This window comes from Chromobacterium amazonense (assembly GCF_001855565.1).
GTDB lineage: Bacteria > Pseudomonadota > Gammaproteobacteria > Burkholderiales > Chromobacteriaceae > Chromobacterium > Chromobacterium amazonense.
On record NZ_MKCR01000027.1, the window covers coordinates 146,099 to 164,848 of the forward strand.

The 18,750-nt window shown below is 62.6% G+C and carries 21 protein-coding genes and 1 tRNA gene; 5 read left to right on the forward strand and 17 right to left on the reverse strand.

The window, feature by feature from the left end; genetic code table 11:
- Nucleotides 1–379: 379 nt before the first annotated feature.
- The 5 genes from BI343_RS11695 to BI343_RS11710 all read right to left on the reverse strand — a co-directional run bounded on the left by BI343_RS11695 (nt 380) and on the right by BI343_RS11710 (nt 5,206).
- Nucleotides 380–2,134 carry a DUF927 domain-containing protein gene (locus BI343_RS11695; protein ID WP_071109807.1) on the reverse strand — a complete coding sequence of 585 codons (1,755 nt, stop codon included), beginning with the start codon at nt 2,132–2,134 and terminating at the stop codon, nt 380–382.
- Nucleotides 2,121–3,143: a DUF7146 domain-containing protein gene (locus tag BI343_RS11700; RefSeq protein ID WP_071109808.1), complete on the reverse strand. Its 1,023-nt coding sequence runs from the start codon at nt 3,141–3,143 to the stop codon at nt 2,121–2,123. Before BI343_RS11700 ends, BI343_RS11695 begins: the two co-directional genes overlap by 14 nt.
- 90 nt (nt 3,144–3,233) lie before the next feature.
- Nucleotides 3,234–3,560: a DUF1484 family protein gene (locus tag BI343_RS11705; RefSeq protein WP_071109809.1), complete on the reverse strand. Its 327-nt coding sequence runs from the start codon at nt 3,558–3,560 to the stop codon at nt 3,234–3,236.
- Nucleotides 3,557–3,733 (reverse strand): hypothetical protein, encoded by a 177-nt coding sequence (locus BI343_RS20035; RefSeq protein ID WP_169829010.1) that lies wholly within the window; start codon nt 3,731–3,733, stop codon nt 3,557–3,559. Before BI343_RS20035 ends, BI343_RS11705 begins: the two co-directional genes overlap by 4 nt.
- A gap of 507 nt (nt 3,734–4,240) precedes the next feature.
- Nucleotides 4,241–5,206 carry an IS5 family transposase gene (locus BI343_RS11710; protein ID WP_083340712.1) on the reverse strand — a complete coding sequence of 322 codons (966 nt, stop codon included), beginning with the start codon at nt 5,204–5,206 and terminating at the stop codon, nt 4,241–4,243.
- An 83-nt stretch (nt 5,207–5,289) separates the two neighbouring features.
- Between BI343_RS11710 and BI343_RS19690 the strand changes: the two genes are divergently transcribed.
- Nucleotides 5,290–5,826, forward strand: coding sequence for a hypothetical protein (locus tag BI343_RS19690; protein WP_139165714.1), 537 nt, complete (start codon nt 5,290–5,292; stop codon nt 5,824–5,826).
- 34 nt (nt 5,827–5,860) lie between these two features.
- Here the strand turns inward: BI343_RS19690 and BI343_RS11715 are convergent, their stop codons facing one another.
- The 8 genes from BI343_RS11715 to rsmI all read right to left on the reverse strand — a co-directional run bounded on the left by BI343_RS11715 (nt 5,861) and on the right by rsmI (nt 11,882).
- Nucleotides 5,861–6,142 carry an Ogr/Delta-like zinc finger protein gene (locus BI343_RS11715; protein WP_071109810.1) on the reverse strand — a complete coding sequence of 94 codons (282 nt, stop codon included), beginning with the start codon at nt 6,140–6,142 and terminating at the stop codon, nt 5,861–5,863.
- 11 nt (nt 6,143–6,153) lie between these two features.
- Nucleotides 6,154–7,143: a P2 family phage major capsid protein gene (locus BI343_RS11720; RefSeq protein WP_071109811.1), complete on the reverse strand. Its 990-nt coding sequence runs from the start codon at nt 7,141–7,143 to the stop codon at nt 6,154–6,156.
- Between the two features lie 14 nt (nt 7,144–7,157).
- Complete coding sequence (locus tag BI343_RS11725) at nt 7,158–7,883, reverse strand: hypothetical protein (protein ID WP_071109812.1); 726 nt, start codon at nt 7,881–7,883, stop codon at nt 7,158–7,160.
- A 31-nt stretch (nt 7,884–7,914) separates the two neighbouring features.
- Nucleotides 7,915–8,133, reverse strand: a complete 219-nt coding sequence (locus BI343_RS11730) for a helix-turn-helix transcriptional regulator (protein ID WP_071109813.1) — start codon at nt 8,131–8,133, stop codon at nt 7,915–7,917.
- Nucleotides 8,134–8,887: 754 nt separating this feature from the next.
- The gene (locus tag BI343_RS11735; protein ID WP_071109814.1) at nt 8,888–9,484 is read right to left on the reverse strand and encodes a hypothetical protein; all 597 of its coding nucleotides are present in this window, start codon (nt 9,482–9,484) and stop codon (nt 8,888–8,890) included.
- Nucleotides 9,471–10,664: a tyrosine-type recombinase/integrase gene (locus tag BI343_RS11740; protein WP_071109815.1), complete on the reverse strand. Its 1,194-nt coding sequence runs from the start codon at nt 10,662–10,664 to the stop codon at nt 9,471–9,473. Before BI343_RS11740 ends, BI343_RS11735 begins: the two co-directional genes overlap by 14 nt.
- 178 nt (nt 10,665–10,842) lie before the next feature.
- Nucleotides 10,843–10,927, reverse strand: a tRNA-Leu gene (locus BI343_RS11745).
- Between the two features lie 58 nt (nt 10,928–10,985).
- A complete protein-coding gene (gene rsmI, locus BI343_RS11750; RefSeq protein WP_244886632.1) occupies nt 10,986–11,882 on the reverse strand; it encodes a 16S rRNA (cytidine(1402)-2'-O)-methyltransferase in 897 nt (298 codons plus the stop codon).
- Between rsmI and BI343_RS11755 the strand changes: the two genes are divergently transcribed.
- The 4 genes from BI343_RS11755 to BI343_RS11770 are packed head-to-tail and all read left to right on the forward strand — an operon-like array spanning nt 11,877 to nt 14,578.
- Complete coding sequence (locus BI343_RS11755; RefSeq protein ID WP_071109817.1) at nt 11,877–13,040, forward strand: penicillin-binding protein activator; 1,164 nt, start codon at nt 11,877–11,879, stop codon at nt 13,038–13,040. The two genes, rsmI and BI343_RS11755, sit on opposite strands and share 6 nt — an antisense overlap.
- The gene (locus BI343_RS11760) at nt 13,037–13,378 is read left to right on the forward strand and encodes a YraN family protein (protein WP_071109818.1); all 342 of its coding nucleotides are present in this window, start codon (nt 13,037–13,039) and stop codon (nt 13,376–13,378) included. The genes BI343_RS11755 and BI343_RS11760 overlap by 4 nt, the downstream gene beginning before the upstream one ends.
- A gap of 21 nt (nt 13,379–13,399) precedes the next feature.
- Nucleotides 13,400–13,990, forward strand: coding sequence for a phosphoheptose isomerase (locus BI343_RS11765; RefSeq protein ID WP_043620403.1), 591 nt, complete (start codon nt 13,400–13,402; stop codon nt 13,988–13,990).
- Complete coding sequence (locus tag BI343_RS11770) at nt 13,991–14,578, forward strand: BON domain-containing protein (protein WP_071109819.1); 588 nt, start codon at nt 13,991–13,993, stop codon at nt 14,576–14,578. It begins immediately after the preceding gene.
- A 54-nt stretch (nt 14,579–14,632) separates the two neighbouring features.
- On the opposite strand, the gene BI343_RS11775 is transcribed toward BI343_RS11770, so the two are convergent.
- The 4 genes from BI343_RS11775 to BI343_RS11790 all read right to left on the reverse strand — a co-directional run bounded on the left by BI343_RS11775 (nt 14,633) and on the right by BI343_RS11790 (nt 18,563).
- Nucleotides 14,633–15,835 (reverse strand): sensor domain-containing phosphodiesterase, encoded by a 1,203-nt coding sequence (locus BI343_RS11775; RefSeq protein ID WP_071109820.1) that lies wholly within the window; start codon nt 15,833–15,835, stop codon nt 14,633–14,635.
- Nucleotides 15,836–16,002: 167 nt separating this feature from the next.
- Nucleotides 16,003–16,983: a Tim44 domain-containing protein gene (locus BI343_RS11780; RefSeq protein WP_071109821.1), complete on the reverse strand. Its 981-nt coding sequence runs from the start codon at nt 16,981–16,983 to the stop codon at nt 16,003–16,005.
- A 52-nt stretch (nt 16,984–17,035) separates the two neighbouring features.
- Complete coding sequence (gene tsaA / locus BI343_RS11785; RefSeq protein WP_071109822.1) at nt 17,036–17,734, reverse strand: tRNA (N6-threonylcarbamoyladenosine(37)-N6)-methyltransferase TrmO; 699 nt, start codon at nt 17,732–17,734, stop codon at nt 17,036–17,038.
- A gap of 70 nt (nt 17,735–17,804) precedes the next feature.
- Nucleotides 17,805–18,563 (reverse strand): GNAT family N-acetyltransferase, encoded by a 759-nt coding sequence (locus BI343_RS11790; protein ID WP_071109823.1) that lies wholly within the window; start codon nt 18,561–18,563, stop codon nt 17,805–17,807.
- Between the last annotated feature and the right edge of the window lie 187 nt (nt 18,564–18,750).

Genomic DNA, 18,750 nt, shown 5'->3' on the forward strand with positions numbered 1-18,750 from the left:
GATGCAGGGATGAATCTTCAGGAGAGATGTCAATGTAGTTGTAGTGCCGCTGTGAGTTGGATTGAAGTGAAGAGAGAAGAGGGTATGGGCTACCATGTTTTCTTACGTATGTAGCAAAAACCACTGCCAACGCTGCCAACACTGCCAACTCGTCTGTAAGTGACTGATTAGTATGGGTTTAGTTGTTGGCAGTGGCGGCTAAAGCACTGCCAACAGGAGGGGGCAAACTGCCAACTGGGCGGGATGGGGCGGAGGAACTGCCAATTGACTGCCAACACTGCCAACTCACTGCCAACAGATAAATCCATATAAATCAGTTAATTAGATAGGTGTTGGCAGTGTTGACAGTGGGTTTGGCCTTACGTGAGAAATTTTTCGCTTACTCTTCCGCTTCGCCGTCGTGCGGATGCAACTGCATGCGGTAGACCTGGCCCACGCCTTTGCCGCCATGCACGGTCCAACCGGCGCGACCCTTTGGCCGTTGCAGCATCCCCGCCCGGTACAGCACTTCGCAGGCATGCCGCACTTCATAGCCGGCGATGACTTCGCCCTTGAAAGCGCCCGGCGTCACCAGAAACACCGCTTCGCCTTCCAGCGTGTAGCGCTTGTAGCCCATCAAGTTGGGCACCAGCGGGTCGCTGTCATTCATCGGCAGCAAGACGAAGCGGGCGTACTGGCTGGCTTGCAGCACGGCGGCGGCCTGGTCGATCAAACGGGCGTCGTCGCGGTCCTCGATGCCGAAAGCCTGCATCCAGCGTTGCCAGGTGGTTTCCACGCCTTGAATCGCCTGTTCCACCGTCCAGCCAGTCAGGCCGGCATGGCTGGCCATCTCGGCCGCCGCCGACAGAATGGTGAATTTGCGCGTCGCGCGGCGCACGGTAGGCGCGGCGCCCTCGGGCACGGCCGCCAGCATGCGCTGTTGCGACTGCTCCACCCACTGCACCGCCGCCGCCCGGTTGTCCTGCAGCCAGGCGACAAAGGCGCGGCCGACGGTGCCGTAATGGCTGCGCGCATGCCGGGTCAGCTCGTCGGCGAACACTTCGCCATTGCTGCGGCCGTGGATGTGGTCGAAGGCACGATAGGGGCCGGTGTCGGCCGGAATGTCGAGCAAGCGGATTTCCTGCCCGCCGCGCGGCGTCTGGCCGCCTTCGGTCAGGTACTGGCTCATCGCCACTTCGCCGGTAGAGATCATGGTCAGCTTCCACGAACGGGCGGCGCGGTTGCCGCCTTCCTTCGCGCCTTGCAGCTTGGACACGCCGTTGAGCATGCTGTAGATGGCCGGGCCGATCTTGCGGGCGTCGCCGGAGCCGACTTCATCCAGATAGATCATCATGTCGTTGCTGGCTTCGGCCTCGTTGGTCAGGCCCAGCGCGGTGCCGGACCACGTATGCAAGGTGCGTTGAGGGTCGCCCCAGATGCTGGCGGCGGTATCGGCGCAGGTGCTCTTGCCGGACGAGGAATTGGTGTACAGGTGCAGGCCGATGCCATCCCGCGCCCCGCACAAGGCCAGCAGCGGGCCGGCCAGCGCGCAGGCGATGGTTGTCATCGCCAGCGGGTTGCCCAGCGCCAGCGCGCCGACCGTGCTTTGCCAATCGGCCAGGCTGCCGGCTGGATGGTAGGCGCTGGCGTCCTTGGGACGGCCGTTGAAATGCATCTTGCGGTTGGGCCGGCCGATGATGTCGCCGTTGGGCAGCACAAACGCGCCATGCTGCCAGCCCGACATATTGACGATGTCGTGCCACTCGGTGGAGCCTTCGCGTTGCAGCCAGTGGGCCAGCCGCGCCTGGCCGCCGCGGTCGGTGGTCAGCGTCAGGCCGCCTTTGCGCAGCAGCGCCCAGCCGGCGCGCTCGCCGATGTCGGCGCTGGGCAAGGCGGTGGTCATCACTTCGCCATTGCCCTGGCGCTGCCATTTGACGATGCGGTGATGGTTGCCGTCCGCATCCGTCCCGCAGCCCAGCAGCTCCATCTTGTCGCTGAGCCATTCCGGCGGCTGCTCCAACAGCTCGCCGGTATCGCGGTCGCGTTTGACGGCGATGTAATGCACGCCATCGCGGTTCACTTCATAACGCGGGCCGATGGCCAGCGCCGGGGCCTGCGCGGCCATCTCCAAAGCCTGCTTGTCAGCGCTGCCCATGGGATTCTCCTTGTTCGTTCAACACATCCAGCCAATCGCTATCCGGTCGCTCGGGAATCAGCAAATGGACTGGCCGGCCGTCGTCTTGCATCCGCCGCGCCAAGCGCCGGGCGGCGTTCTGGCCGGCCTGGTTGGCGTCGTTGTCGGCCATCACAAACAGCGCCGTGACTTCATCCGGCAACACCGCATGCGACAGCCCCCAGGCCGACAGCGCCGCCCAGCACGGCAGCCCGCTGCCCTCGCGCACCGCCAGCGCGGTTTCGATGCCTTCGGCCAGCGCCAGCCGGCCGTCTGCGGGCGGGTACAGCCGAACGGCTGCGCCGGACAGGTCGCCGGAACGACCCAAGGCCAGTTTCTTCGCCGGCAGCGCTTCGCCGCTGACGGGGTGGAGCAGCGCGGCCTTGTGGCCGTCGAAGGTCAGCCAGGTGCGATGCAAGCCCACGTTGATGCCCTGCGGCGACGTCACCAGCGCCAGCATCGCCGGGAAGTGGCCCAGCAGCTGCGGCCGGCCGTGCAGCGTGATCCAGTAGGCCAAGGCCGGGTGATAGCGCAGCGCGCGGGGATAGTCGATCAGCGATAGCCCACGGCGGGCCAGATAGCGGCCCACCGGGTCATCAGCCTTCACCGGCTTCGCAGCGCGCCATAATTGCGCCAGGCGCTCGCGCTGGTCGCGTTGCGGGTGAGTGGTCGCGGGTGCGGCCGCCACGCGCGCCAGCTCCCCCTTCGCCCCGTTCAAGACCTGGGCGACGGCCTGCGCCGCATGGAAGAAGTCGCCGCCTAGCCAATGCTGCGCCAATACGAAGCCGTCGCCGCCCTGGCTGTCCAGGGCGCGGCAGACAAAGCGGCCGCTGCCCTTGTCGATCCACTCGAAGCGGTCGCTGCCGCCGCAAGCCGGGCAAGGCTGGTTGCGGCGCTGGGTAAAGACCTTGGCCGGAATGCCCAGGGCCATCAGGATGTCCGGCCAACGGTCGCGGGCCTGCTGGCGCAATTGCGCGAGATCGAGCCTCATGGTTGCGCCTCCCACTGGATGACGCCAGACAAGCCAGGGGCGTCTCGCCCGGTGCGCGGGAGAGGGTTTCTTGCGTTCATGGGATTGTCCTTAGAGCAGTTGGCCGATGTCGGCGCTGGCGTCGATGACTTGCTGCTGCAGCGGCGCGAGCAGCCCGGCCAGGCGCTGCGCCGGCAACGGTTGGTCCTCGGCGCAATCCAGCAGCTCGACCAATCCTTGCAGGCCGTCGCCGGTGCGCGCCAGGCGCGACACGCCGGCGCTGACGGTGTGTTCGATGCCCTGGCACAAGCTGGCCAACTGGCTCAAGGGTTCGCGCAAGGCGGCGTGTTCAGGGGTGTTGGCCAGCAATTGCAGCTGGGCCAATTGGTGATGAACGGCGGATAGCGCCAGCGGGGCAATCAGCGGCAGGGCATTCATGCGATCACCTCCACGGCGAAGCCGGCGACGGTGCGATGAATCAAGGCGCGTTGACCCTGGGCGACCAGCAAAGCGGCGAGCGCGCGGGCTTGGGCCTCGTTGGGCAGCGTGGAAACGGGACGGGTAGCTTTGGGAAATAGGGCGCGGAAAGCGCGCAGGGCGATATTGGGCATGTTGTGCCTCCCTACTGAGCGTTAAGCCCGTCCCTCGTCGCCAAACGGGGGAGGCGGGCGCATGGCAGGGTTGGCGAACCGGCAGTAAGGAACCGGCATACCCGAAGGTATCCCCACCACGGCCCGCCATAGAAAAGGACGCACCAATGGTGTGTGACGGACGTAAAAATAGCCGCAAAAGGCGGCTGTCCGCCTTACTGTTCAGGTCGCCAAACCCGGTCGCGCTATTGAACACGACGGGGTAATGGTGCGGGAATCGAGCGGGGCTGTCAAGCATGTGATTCACATATTGCGTTTGAGCGGTGCATTTCATATGGGTACAATTGCGTGGGATTCGATTTTTGTTTTCTATACAGGCCCTGGCAGGGGCCTTGTTCTAAGGAAGGTCTGAACAACCTGCCACGCAAACAGAAATGCAATTTCTCGCGGGGCTTCGGTTGCATTTCACCCACCAATTCCAGATCGCCCGCCATGAGGATGACCGGGTGCTTCCGGTCATCCGGCCTTTTAACTCGCCGCCAGCAAGGCCTTTCGCGCCAGCCAGATGTTGGCCAGCCCAAACAGCGTCATCAGTTGCGCGGTGTTCTTCTTCAAACCGCGGTAGCGTGTTTTCAGGTAGCCAAACTGCTGCTTGATGACCCGAAACGGATGCTCCACTTTGGCCCGAATCTTGGCTTTGACCATTTCGCCCAGCTGGATCTGCCGGTCGTCGGCTGAATCGGTCAGCGCTTTGCGCTGGCCGGGCCTCATCGCAATCCACCAACGCACCGCTCGCGATTGGTGTTCGGCTCGCTTGTGCACGCCAGCAAAGCCGGCGTCGCCAAACACATCGATTTCCTCGCCGTGCAACAACTGATCGACCATCGTGACATCCGCCACATTGGCGGGGGTGCCGGCCACGTGATGCACCAAGCCGGACTGGGCGTCGACGCCGATATGGGCCTTCATGCCGAAGTACCACTGATTGCCCTTCTTGGTTTGATGCATGTCCGGATCGCGCTCGCCCTGAGCGTTTTTGGTGGAGCTGGGCGCGTGGATCAGGGTGGCATCGACGATGGTGCCTTGCTTCAACATCAGCCCTTTGTCGCAGAGATGCTGGTGGATGGCGGTAAACAGAGCGTGGGTCAGCTGGTGCTTTTCCAGCAGATGGCGGAAGTTCAGCAGGGTGGTTTCGTCCGGGACGGCGTCCAGGGAGAGGCCGGCGAACTGGCGCATGGAGGCGATCTCGTACAGGCTTTCTTCCATGGCGGGATCGGACAGGCTGTACCAGTGCTGCAGGCAGTAGACGCGCAGCATGGCGGACAACGGGTAGGGGCGGCGACCGTTGCCAGGCTTGGGATACACTGGATCGATGACGGCTTCGAGCTGCGCCCAAGGCATGACCTGATCCATCTCTGTCAGAAAGATTTCGCGGCGGGTGCGCTTCTTCTTAGCGGCGAGTTCGAGATCGGTGAAGGTCATCTGCTGTCGCATGCTGGCGTCCTGGATCTGACTGAGGGGGAGTCAGTTTACGGGAAGATTGGAGACTTGTTCAGACCTTCCCTAAAGGCATTGCATTGAAAGTTAATAAAAAAGACCAGCGTACTTGCCACGATTTCCCTCCGCCAAATGTTTGCAATGTTCTATGTCCGGCATGTGAAAAAGAAATCATGTTTATCCGCACAAGCCGGGAGGTTTACGCGTATCACAAAGCATATTTTTTGCAATGCAAAGAGTGCGGGCATACAGAAACCAGAATAGAAAAGGTGTTGTGGAGTGTCTCGGATGAGAATATCCGCGCGGACGAAATTCTCGATCTTTTCACCCCTGGTGAGATATCTAATGATTTGTATGTTCATGCAAGTAATCTCATGCTGATGGATTTGATTATTCGATCCAGTATTTCTTCGTGCAAACAGGAAATGAAGCGATTAAAAAGGGAGCTTGAGTCTGTTCATGAAAAATATGAAGCGGTTTTAGATATTGCTTATGATAATGACTTGACTGATGATGAAATCAATCGGCAATTGGAAATAGCATCGGAAATTTCACATGCCGGTGTAAGAGGATGGCTTGCCAAGCATCGTGAAAAATTAAAGGTTGTATCCAAATGATAAAAATGGCCCGCCTTGCAGCGGGCCATTTTCATTACTCCAAGACGCGGTGTTGAATCCGGCCAGGCGTGATGGTCAGCGCCTGCGGGGCGGCCGCTTGTGCCGCACTCGGCAGCTTGCGTAGCCGCTCCGGCGGTATCTGCGCGCCGCCCTTGATCGGTTGAGCCACGGTGCGCGGCTCGCCCTCCATCGTCTTGTACTGGTGGCAGCAGTCGTCATTGCTGCAGTTGTAGTAAATCTCCTTGGTGCTGGCGGTCAGCATGCGGCTGGTACGCACCCGCGACATCGCGCCGCATAGCGGGCAGGGAAAGGCCATATCCATTCTCCTCAGTCCACGATTTCCACGTCTTCAATCAGCGCGCAGGCGGCCAGGTTCTCGATGACGTAGGCGTCGGCGCTGGAGTGGAAGAACAGCACGCTGTTGATGGACGGTTCTTCCTGATAGCGGTAGCGCATGGCGTGTTGGTTGAAGTACAGCGACAGATTGTCCAGGCGAGTTATCAAGATGCTGTCGCCAGGGAAGAAGGCGGCCGTCGCCGCTTGCAGGCCGCCCAGACGCTGCTTATGGAACACAAGATCATCCCACGGCTCGGCCTGGCCGCTGGGCTCGCATACCGCGTCCGGCAGCAGGTCCGCGCCGACCAGCGCCACCAATAGCGGATCATCGCGCCAGGCCGGCGCAAGCAAGTTATTCACCGCATGGCGCACCAGGCGGTGCAGGCTGCGGAAGCGCTGGCCTTCGCCGACGCGCACGCGCTCTAGGCAGGCTTTGGGCGCTTGCTCGCGGATCTGTTGCAGCCAGCCGATGTTGACGTCTTGCAATTGCGGGTTTTGCTCGCGGTCAGAGTCCTGGGCGCGCATCAGGCCGCGGAAGCCAATCATCACCCGGTCCAGCAGAATCCGCCGGTCCAGCGTCTGCCGCGCCCGCGCCTCGAACAAGGCTTGGTCCTGGGTTTCGTTCATCCAGGCGTCCAAGGTGGCGTAATCAAACGCGGCGTCAAAGTTGGTTTGCTGGCAGACATACTGCGCCGGCCGCCAGGTCTGTTGCGCCGGCTGGCGCGGATGGCGGTTGGTGTCCACGGTGGCGGCCAGCGTGCCGGCGATGTCGAAGTTTTGCGAGCGGCCTTTGATCTCGGGCACGCCCAGCACATTGATGGCGGACAACAGCCGGCTCTTGGCTTTCAGCGCCTGAATGCGGGCCTGCGCGGCTTGCGGCTCCGGGGCGGCATGGCAAGTCCCCTGGGCTTGATGGGCGTCCATATGGCTGAAGTAGCGGCCGATGAAGTGGTCCAGGGCTTGGCGGGTCGTATTTTGCATGGTGGAGTGCTCGCTTAACGGTTGATCAGGGCTTGGTATTTCGCGTCGCGCTCGGCTTGATAGCGCATGCGGGTGATGGGGCTCTGGTGCTGGGTGGTGGGCGTCGCCAGCGCCGGCAGCGGCTTATTGAGCAGGGTCAGCAAGTCGTCCGGTTCCGCTTGCGCGGCGGATTTCAGCGCCTGTTGCAGCTCGCCCGGCTGCAGCGCGGCATAGGTTTGCTCATAATTGCTGTGCAATTCGGCGCGGCCGAACAGCCGCTCGATGCACGCCTTGGGTGCTTCAGCTAACAGCAGCGCCAGCACCGGCAGCTGTTGCCCCCATTGCGCGATCTGGTCGTCTAGTACCGCATCCCAATACTGGCGGCGCAGCGCGTGGCGCTCCTGCACCAGGGCTTGGCGCTGCTCGAACAGCGCCTCCTGTTGCTTTTCTGCCAGAATCTTTTCTTCCTCGGCGATCTTCAGCGTTTCCTCGGCCAATTCCAGATTGGCCATCTCCTTGTTTTTCAGCTCGCGCACTGCCTTGGTGGGAATGCCCAAGGACGTGCGCATCGCCTGGAGGCAATCCTTGCGCGCCTGCTCGGCTTCGCTGCGCAGCGCCGCGGCGGTCTGCACGCGGCGGGCGGCGTTGTCGGCCAGCGCCTGCCAGGCGTTCAGGTCTTGCTCGAAAGCGGCCAGGCGTTCCGTCAGGCCGGCGACGGCGAAAGCGACGGTTTCTTGGGTGTTGGGGTTCTGGATATGCATGTTCTGAGTCCGGGTGCGTTGATTGGGGGGTTTAGGCGTGGCGCGCCGCGATGCGATCCACCATCCAGGCGTCGATTTCGGATGACAGCCAGGCCACGCTTTTACCGCCCAGCGGCACCGGGGCCGGAAAGCTGCCGCGCTTGATGGCGTCGTATACCGACGAGCGAGACAGGCCGCATGTGGAAATGACTTCCGGCAAGCGCAGAAAGCGCAACGGCTGGGTGGTGAGCGAAGGGGCAATAGCAGTCATGGGGTTGTCCTTATCGTTTGATCTGAATATCTGTGGATGCAATCGGATACGCCGATCAGCGAATGCAGTATTTCAGAAATTTCAAATCGAGTTTGGCGGGCTTGTTGTGTGGCATCGCCACACAACAACGAAACTTGAAAAGCCGGAAAAACTCAGTTTTGGCTATTGACGACAGGGCAAAAGATGGAAATTGGCGGGGCAATTTCTGAATATCTGGACCGTATCGGACGAATACGGACTGCGCCGGACATACTCGGCGGCTAATTTAAGCGGGAAGAGAAAGGGAAAGGCGGAATCGTCAGTCAGCGCAAAGCGCGACTGCATGCATAGAGTGCATGAAAGCGCATGAATATTGGCAGGGGAAAAGCAGCGAGCCAGGCCATACGGTGCGGGCCTGGCGCGGGTTCATGCAGGTGCATGATTAGCGGCACATGAAGCGTGGGGGCGAGGCGGGGCTTCGATGGCGCGCGCTGGGGGCTGGCGGTAAAAAGAGGCCGTTAATGCCCTGTAGCGCTGCCTAGTGCGGCAAACCTGCGGGACAGCTCATTGTAGGATGGCGTTCAGTGGCGGGTGTTTATGAGGCAGGCAGGTGGTGAAACTTGAGCGTTAGCCTGAAATGGCAGGAGTCGACCCAAAGTGGACGCTCACAGCAGATGGTGTGACAGACCACTTTGACCGAATTGCTGGCGTAGGCAAGTTGGCTTGCAGAGCGTTCCATTCAGGCAGAGAACCCATTGCGTGATTGACCGGAGTTTCAGGGGTGGATAGCAAACGACGAAAACATCTGCGCATAAAAGACTCGATGCGAGTCATAGTCCTCCTTGGTTGTAACCAACGAAATACTCGCATATATATCCCCGGCACTCTTGCAAGCAACAATGTAGTAAGTAATGAACTTGTCCCCTGGCCACCGCCCCTCGTACTCACGAATAACTCCGCCATCATTTCCAAGAGAACGTTCCTGCCCGACCTGCTTGTAGATCCCCATATCTCCGACGCCCTGGTAACGGGCCCCCGAGAACTCAGACAACTCTGGGCGTCGCTCAATCCGATAAGCCATACCACTAAGATGTGGGCCATCATTCGGTGCGCTTGCGGTGAAATTTTCTCCCGTCCCAATCACCCAATCAGTTGGCACCATTACAGAGAAAACACGTGAGGGTCCGAACTGTTCCTGCATTTGGATCAATACCTCAGTTGCATTCGCCCTGATGCCGATGACTGAAAGAAGGATAGCGAGTAGTTTACGCATGCTATAAATTTCACAATTAGAAAATGGGTTAAAGTCAATTGCAATGACCGCAAATGGCCGGAAGCAGCCGTATTTTTCTGCCTTGCTAAGCGAGGCCATTCTCTTGATGCCTACCTAAGAATTCAGCCCACCACTGCATCATCTTTCTACGCTCTTCCAGATACTCCGCCCGGTGGTAAGCCGCACGAACCTTGTTGCGCTCTGCATGCGCGAGCTGCTTCTCTATGATATCTGGATCGAAGCCTTCTTCGTTAAGAACTGTCGAGGCCAGGGCGCGGAAGCCGTGTGGGGTTGCTGTACCTTTGTAGCCCATGCGGCCCATGGCATAGCCCAGCGTGTTCTCGGACATCGGCTTCTTAAGGTCTGTCACCGCAGGGAAGAGCAGCGCGCTTTTGCCGGTGAGCGGGCGTAGTTCTTTCAGCAGTTCCAGCGCCTGGCGCGATAGCGGTACAAGGTGAGGCTCGCGCATCTTCATGCGCTCGGCTGGGATACGCCATTCGGCGCGCTCTTCATCAAATTCTTCCCAGCGTGCGGCGCGCAGTTCGCCAGGGCGGACAAAGGTCAGCATCAGCAGATGCATGGCAATGCGTGTCGGGATGTAGAGTGGTTCGGCCGCCAGGCGGCGGTAGAACTCGCGCAGCTCGCCGCGTGGCAGCGCTGGGCGGTGTTCCACCTTCTTTGCGCGTATCGCGCCTGTAAGGTCCGTTGCCGGGTTGTGGACGGCTCGGCCGGTCTGGATGGCATAGCGGATGACGGCGCTGATCCGTTGCAGCACTCGTTGGGCGGTTTCCACAGCGCCGCGTTTTTCTATTTTGCGGATGGTATCCAAGATCATCGGCGCGGTGAGTTGGGAAACCGGCTGTTTTCCGAGGTCGGGGAAGGCGTCAGCCTTAAGGGAGTCGAGGATTCTGACAGCGTGGTCATCGGTCCAGCGTGGCAGCTGTTTGTCGTACCACTCGCGGGCGACAATCTCGAAGGAGTTTTCAACGGTGAGCTGTCTCTCGCGCTTCTGCTCTTTCTTGGCTGCGTTGGGGTCGGTCCCGGCGGCCAGCAGTTTGCGCGCGGCTTCGCGCTTATCGCGCGCGTCTTTCAACGAAGTGGCGGGGTAGACGCCGAAGGAGAGGGTTTTTTGCTTGCCGTCGAAGCGGTAGGCCATGCGCCAGTACTTCGCCCCGTTGGGCATGACCCAAAGAAAGAGGCTGCCGCCATCTGCCAGCTTGGCAGGCTTGCCGTCTTCTCTTGGCTTGGCATTGCGGATGGCGGTGTCTGTAAGCGGCATGTTGGCATTTCCTGCTGTTGGTATCAGCAGTGATGGTATCTTCGTACCAATATATATACCAACATTTTGCGCCGGCTTTGGCTGGATGGCGCTGGACGGAAATGGACAACAAAAAACCCGCAAAGCCTTGTGCTGTGCGGGTTTCCTGGTACTTCTCGGACTCTCTCGGAGTTGTCGCTGGTGCCCAGAGTCGGACTCGAACCGACACGCCTTGCGGCGGGGGATTTTGAATCCCCTGCGTCTACCAATTTCGCCACCCGGGCGACATCTGCGAGAGAACGAATCTTAACCTTCGCCGTCGCGCTTGTAAATAGTTGCGGCTTAGTCTTTTTTCAGTTTCAGCGCGTAGTCGTACAGTTGCTTGCGGTTGGCGCCGCTGATCTGGGCCGCCAGCGTGGCGGCTTGCTTGGTGGGCAGGTCGGCGGCCAGGATTTGCAGCACGCGCATGGCTTCGGCCGGCGGCGCGTCGTTATCGGCTTCTACGGCCGGGGCGGCGTCGATGATCAGGGCGATTTCGCCGCGCTGCTGGTTGCTGTCGGCCTTTACCCACTCCAGCAGTTCCGCCGCCGGCAGCGCGTGGAAGGTTTCAAAGGTTTTGGTCAGTTCGCGCGCGATCATCACGCGGCGTTCGCCGCCCAGTTCCGCCACGATGTCTTCCAGCGCGTCCACAATGCGGTGCGGCGCTTCGTAGCAGACGGTGAGATGGGGGGCGGACAGCCATTGCTGCAGCGTTTTGCGGCGTTCGCCGCTTTTGGGCGGCAAAAAGCCGTGGAAAAGGAAGGTGGGGGCGGTGAAGCCGCTGGCGGACAGCGCGGCGATGACGGCGCTGGCGCCGGGCAGCGGCCGCACCGGGTGGCCGGCGGCGCGCACGGCTTCCACCAGCCGCGCGCCGGGGTCGGACACGGCCGGGGTGCCGGCGTCGGATACCTGGACCACGATCTGCCCTTCGGACAGCCAGCGCACCACTTGTTCCGCCATGCCGCGCTCGTTGTGTTCGCGCAGGCTGACCAGCCGTTTGGCGCGGATGCCATAGGCGGACAGCAGCTGGCCGGTGACGCGGGTGTCTTCGGCGCAAACCACGTCGGCGGCTTCAAACGCCGCCAGCGCGCGCGCGCTGATGTCGGCCAGATTTCCAATGGGCGTGGCCACCACATATAATGTCCCGCTACAGAAACTATCCCTGGCGGCATCGATCAGGTGGGCGAACGAGTTATGCAAAGACTGACTCCGCTGTTATTGGTGAGCTTGGCGCTGACGTGGTTGACGCCGGCGCTGGCGCAAACCCCAGACTATATCATCCAAAGCAACGGCGCGCCGATGCGCGCGCTGCAGCAAGCGCCCGGCCAGACGCCGCGGCTGGCCCCCGCGCCGGCGCAGACGGCGCCTGCCGCGGCAGCCTTGCCCAGCCCCGCGCCGGCAGCCAGCGCGCCGGCCTTCCGGCCGGCGAACGGGCGGCCCAAGATCAAGATAGGGCTGATCCTGCCCAACGAATCGGCCGCGCTGGGCGAGGCGGCGGCCGTGGTGCGCAGCGGCGTGGAGGCGGCGGCCCAGGTGGACCAAAACGCCGAGCTGGTCAGCGTGGACGCCACTACCGACAATGTGGTGCAGCGCTATCGCGCGGCGGTGGCGGACGGGGTCAATGTGGTGATCGGCCCGCTGTCGCGCGGCGCCATCGCCCAGCTGGCGCCGTCGGTGACAGTGCCGACCCTCGCGCTGAATTCCATCGACCGCGACGCCGCGGCCAATGCCAAACTGTTTTCCTTGTCGCTGATCGTGGAGGGCGAGGCGCGCCAGCTGGCGCAGCTGATGCGCGATGACGGCCGCGCCAACCCCTTGCTGGTGGTGGGCGGCGATGCTTTGTCGCAGCGCCTGGCCAAGGCTTTTGCCGATGAATGGCGCCGGCTGAATGGCAAGGACGCGCTGCGGCAGGCGTATGATCCCAACAACCTGCCGGCGTTGCTGCAGGCCAGCGGCCAGGCCGATTCCCTGGCCTTGGCGCTGGACGCCGCGCAAGCCGGCAAGCTGAAGGCGGCGCTGACGCCGGACCTGCCGGTATATGGCACTTCGCAGCTGAATGCCGGCGGCAGTCAGCCGGAGCTGGCCGGCGTGCGCTTCATCGACATGCCGTGGTTTTTGATGCCGGATCATCCGGCGGTGAAGCGTTATCCGCGGCCGACGACGCCGCTGACCGCGCAGACGGAGCGGCTGTACGCGCTGGGCATCGACGCCTACCGTCTGGCGGTGCTGATGGCGGGCAGCCGTCCCGGCGCGGCGGTGAAGCTGGACGGCGTCACCGGCGATTTGAAGCTGGGCCGCGACCGGGTGTTCGAGCGGCAGCTGCCGGCCGGCGTGATGGGCGGCAACGCGCTGCAATGAACCAGGCCGGGCGCGATGCCGAAGACCGCGCGCTGGCGCTGCTGCAACAGCGCGGCCTGAAACTGGTGGCGCGCAACTGGCATTGCCGCGGCGGGGAGATCGATCTGATCATGCGCGATGGCGACGCCTTGGTGTTTGTAGAGGTGCGCCATCGCGGCGGCGGACGCTTCGGCAGCGCCGCCGACAGCATCACCCAGGCCAAGCAGCGGAAACTGCTGCTGGCCGCGGAAGTCTATCTAGCCAGCCACAACATTCATGCGCCTTGCCGCTTCGACGCGGTGGTGAGCGTGGGCGGCGAGCCGCCGCAGTGGCTGAAGAACGTATTTACGCAGTATTAGTTGAGAAAAGGGGATTCCCCAATGGATCTGATTGACCGGGTCAACGGCCATTTTCTGGAAAGCATCGCCGCCAAGCAGGAGGCGATGGAGCTGCTGTCGCCGGGCGTGGCCGCGGCGGCCGAGCTGATGGTGGCCTGCCTGATGAACGAGGGCAAGATTCTGGCCTGCGGCAATGGCGGTTCCGCCGCCGACGCCCAGCACTTCGCCGCGGAAATGGTGGGCCGCTTCGAGAAGGAGCGGCCGGGCCTGGCGGCGATTTCGCTGGCTACCGATACTTCGGCCTTGACCGCCATCGGCAACGATTACGATTTCGACATGGTGTTTTCCAAGCAGGTGCGGGCGCTGGGCCACACCAACGACCTGCTGCTGGCCATTTCGACATCCGGCAATTCCGCCAATGTGATCGAGGCCATCTACGCCGCGCACGAGCGCGGCATGAGCGTGATCGCGTTGACCGGCAAGGATGGCGGCAAGGTGACGGAAATCCTGTCGCCGGAAGATATACACCTGAACGTGCCGTCGCTGCGCACCTGCCGGATCCAGGAAGTGCATATCCTGCTGATCCACGCGCTATGCGACGCCATTGACTGCATGCTGCTTGGGGGAGAGTAAATGAAACAAACCGTATTCGCATTGCTGCTGGCGGCTGGCCTGGCCAGCGGCCTGAGCGGCTGCGTCGGCCTGGTGGCGGGCGCGGCTGCCGGCGGCGTGCTGGTGGCCGCAGACCGCCGCACCAGCGGCGCTTATGTGGACGACCAGGGCATTGAGCTGAAGTCCGGCGAGCAGATCGCCAGCCGTCTGCCGTCCGCCCACGTCAACCGCAACAGCTTCAACCGCGCCGTGCTGCTGACCGGTGAGGTGCCCACCGAAGAAGCGCGCCAGCAGGCGGAGCTGATCGTGCGCGGCATTCCCAATGTGCGCCGCGTCTACAACTACCTGACGGTGGGCCCGGTTTCCGGCTTCTCCGAGCGCAGCAACGACACCTGGATCACCAGCAAGGTGCGCACCCGCCTGCTGGATGGCAAGGGCTACAATCCCAATGACGTGAAGGTGGTGACCGAGCGCGGCGTTGTCTACATGCTGGGCCTGGTGACGCAGGCCGAAGGCCAGATAGCGGCCAAGGTGGTCAGCGAAACCGCCGGCGTGCAGAAGGTGGTGACCTTGTTTGAATACATTCAGGACGTGACGCCGGCCAAGTAAGGCGGGCAATCGAAAAACAAGCGGCCAGCAGGCCGCTTGTTTTTTGGGTTGGGATCAGGCGATGTCGGTTTGCGGCACCAGCAGGTCGGCGCACAGCACATGCATGCATTCGTCGATTTCTATCGCCATCGACATCGTCACGCAGGAGCGCGGATCGGTCATCGACAGATACGGCTCGCTCATATACAGCACGCCGGGCTGGTCCACCGCGTGCTGGAAGTAGCTGCGGCGCGACCACACCGCGCCGGTGGTGTCGGACAGCGGCGCGTAGCGCGGGTCCGGCGTCGCAGAGGCTTGGCGGTTGTTCAGGTTGCGGCCGATCTGCCGCCCCTCGCTGTTCAGCAGGAAGCAGCGGATCACGTCCGGCAGGCTCAGCATGGGTTTGGCCGCCAGGTCGAACGGCGTGCCTTGCATCAGCGAGATGGCGCTCTGCACGAAGCATTGCCGCGCCAGCTCGATCTGGCGGCGGGTGAGTTTGCGCTTGAGCAGCGCATGCGCCATCAGCTCGTCCCAGCGTTCGTCCAGCTTGGGGGTGATGATGTCGTCGCCATCGGGCTGCTCCGCCGGATGGGCCACAAAATAACCCTGGATCAGGTCGCAGCCGGAGTCCATGGCCACCAGCACATCGCGCTCGGTTTCGATGCCTTCCAGCACCACCAATGCACCGATTTCGTGCATCAAGCGCACCAGGCGCGCCAGCAGGCTGCGGCTGCGCGGCTGATGGATGGCGTTGCGCATCAGCTGGCGGTCGAATTTCACCATCGCCGGCTCCAGCTGGCACACCCGCTCCAGATTGGAGTGGCCCACGCCAAAGTCGTCGATGGCGATCATAAAGCCGTTGTTTTTCAACAGATGCACGCCTTCCAGCAGCGCCTCGTCCACCTCCAGCACATGCTCCAGCACTTCCAGCACTACTTGGTGCGGTTCCAGTCCGGCTTGGCGGATGTTGTTGACCAGCGCCATCGCCCGGTCGGGACGCGACAGCGAGGCGGCGTCGATGTTCAGGAACAGCCAGCGCGGGTGCTCGGATTCCAGCTTGAGAAAGCGCTGGATGTGGGCCAGGCTGACGGCGACGTCCAGCTGATGGCGCTGCTCGGGGGATATGGCGGTGTAGAAGGCTTCGGCAGGCGTGAGCGCGTCCTTGCCTTGCTCGGCTCGCAGCAACGCCTCCACGCCTATGCTGCGTCGATGTGCCAGGCTGTAGACAGGCTGGAAATGGCTGCCGATTTTCAGGCCGGCGTGCTCGAAAGCTGTCATCGCGATGCGGTCTCCCTGTCAGCGGGTTCTTATTTGACCCGTCCCGCCTTACAAGCAAGCGGCATTCCAGTTTAGTGCATGGACATGAAAATAAAAAACGGGCCTCACGGCCCGTCGTCAACGAGTGTTAAGCGCGACCGGAACGCAACAGCGTCCGCGCGCCTCGTTTAGTCCTGCTGAATGCCCGCCACCAGCCAGCGTCCGCCGGTGCTGTCATCCTTCACGTAATGCCAGATCTCGCTGAACGGCACGACCGGCGCGCCCACTTCCTCGCTTACCTGGCCGGAGAAGCGCACGCTGGCGATGTAGCGGCCGCCTTCGACGGCGGCGTCGGCCAGCTGGCAATCCAGCTGCGAGAAGTCCGCCACGCCGCTGTTGCTGGCGATGTCGCTGATCAGCGCATTGAACAGGTCCGGCGTCATGTACTTGCGCACTTCTTCCATGCTGTCCGGGGTGTTCAGGCTTTGCAGGTGCAGGAAGGTAGCCTTGGCCTGGCGCAGGAAGTTAGGCGTTTCGGTGCCGTCGGGCAGGCGAGTCTGCGGCGCGCTGCTAGGCGCAGGGGCGCCGCCGCCGAAGCTGTTGCCGCCGTTCATGCCGGAGCCGATTTTCGGAATCGGATCAAAGCCGCGCGGCTGTTCGGCCATGCCTTGCGGCATGCCGGCCGGTTGCGGCGCATTGGCGCCCGGCGCGCCGGCCTTGCGGCGGAAGAACATGAAGCCGCCCACCAGCAGCAGGCCCAGCAGGGCCAGCATGCCCCACGGCATGCCGCTATCCTTTTGCTGTTGCGCCGGCGCGGCGTTGCCTGCGGCGTCCTGCGGCGCCGCTTGCTGATTGGCGTGTTGCTTGTCGCTGCCGGCGGAGCCCAGCATGTAGCCGGCGGCCGCGCCTGCCGCGCCGGCGGCCAGCGCGGTGCCGATGCCCGGGCCGCTCTTCTGCGGTTGAGCCTGTGCCGGGGCGGCGGCCGGAGCCGGCACGCCGGCGGACTGCGGCGCCTGGGCCGGCGTGCTCGGTTGATAGCTGCGGGTGGGCGTGGAGCGCTGCATGCCTGCGCTCTTGCCCTTGCCCAGGCGCGCGGCCTCGGCAAACGGTGTCGCCAACACGGAAACCATGGTGAAGGCGAGTACGATCGTCTTCGCGCGAGTGGTCATTTTCTTTGTCCTGAGTGGTTTAGTTGCCCCGGTAAGACCGGGAAGATGCGATTTAGTTTTGGTTTTCTTGCAGAATTTCAAGCACCGTTGCCTTGTTGGCAGCGATGCCGAAGCGGACATTGTAGCAATACAGCATCACGCCGTAGACGCGTTGCGGATCGTCCTGATAGGCCGGGCGCGGGTCTTGGGCCAACACTTGCTCCACCAGCGTCGCGAAGCCCGGCGGCGGCTCAAGCTCCGTCAATTGGCGCAGGGCGGCGTCGCTCCATTCTACTTTCAGCAGCGGCGGCGGGCCGTCGACAAAGCCGCCGGCCGCGTTCGGGCGCGACTCGACGAAGGGAATGTACGGCTTGATGTCCAGGACCGGCGTGCCGTCCAGCAGGTCGGCCCCGGCCAGTTGCAGCGACACACCGCCTTCCGTCGAGACCGAAACCAGCTCCACCAGCGATAGCCCCAAGGGATTGGGGCGGTGGGTGGAGCGGCTGGCGAACACGCCCACCTTGGCGTTGCCGCCCAGCCGCGGCGGCCGCACCAGCGGCTGCCAGCCGCGTTCCAGCGTCTGGTGGAACACGAAGCTGATCCAGACGTGGGAGAAGGCCTCCAGCCCGCGCACGCAGTCTGGATGGTTGTAAGGCGGCAGCAGCTGCAGTGTGACGCCGGCAGCCGTCGCCAGCGAGGGCTGGCGCGGGATGCCGAATTTTTCCCGATACGGCGAGTGGATCACGCCTATCGGTTCAAAGGTGTAGTTCATGCCGCGATTGTAGCATTCCGTCTAGGCATGAACCCCGTCGTCGTCCGTCGGATGTCTCCCGATTGCCGGCTCAGGCGGCGGCGCCGACAAAATGCTTGTTGTAGCGCGCATTCAGCCGGCTCATCGGCAGCAGCATGAAGAAGTCGGCGCAGTTGAAGTCCGGGTCCCAGGCCGGTTCGCCGCAGACATGGGCGCCGGCGCGCAGATAGCCCTTGATCAGCGGCGGCAGCGGCACCGGGGCGCTGTCGTCGACAACCCGGTCCAGCGGTAGCGGCAGATGCGGGAAGACGCGCCATTCCGGCGGCGACAGGTACTGGCCTTCCAGCTGGCGGTAGAGGCTGACCGCCTGATGGCCGCCGTCGGTCAGCGACACGCTGGCGCAGCCGGCCAGATAGGCGCCGTTCTGGCTGGCGACGTAATCGGCCAGGCCGGACCACAAGAGGGCGATCACCGCGCCGGAGCGGAAGTCGCGGTGCACGCAGGAGCGGCCCACTTCGATCAGGTTGTCGCGCAGGTGGGACAGGCGGGAGAGATCGAATTCGTGTTCGGAATACAGGCTGGGCGCGCTGCGGGCGGCGGTAGGGGGGAGCATGCGGTAGGTGCCCACCACCAGGCCGGTATTGTGGTCCTCTACGATCAGGTGGTCGCACAGCTCGTCGTATTCGTCGCAGTCTATGCCCAGGTCGCGCGAGGCCAGTTCGGCGCCCATTTCGCCGGCAAACACTTCGAAGCGCAGTTTCTGCGCGCGGCGAATGTCTTCGGCGCTCTGCGCCAGGCGGACTGCGAGTCGCGGTTTGCTTCTGCTTGCAAGTTGTTCATTTAGCAGCATGTTTTGCCCCTCGTCGTGATGAGCTTATGCTAGGTGTCGAGTTTGACAATGCGATGTCCGAAACATGACCTTGTGGTGACCGTGGCTTGACGATATGGTGACGGCCGCGGGTTTATTGAAATCAAGGACTTATCAGTCAAACGGATTTGGCGTAAAATAGGCCGTTTTTCCGCTTGATTTGCTCTTT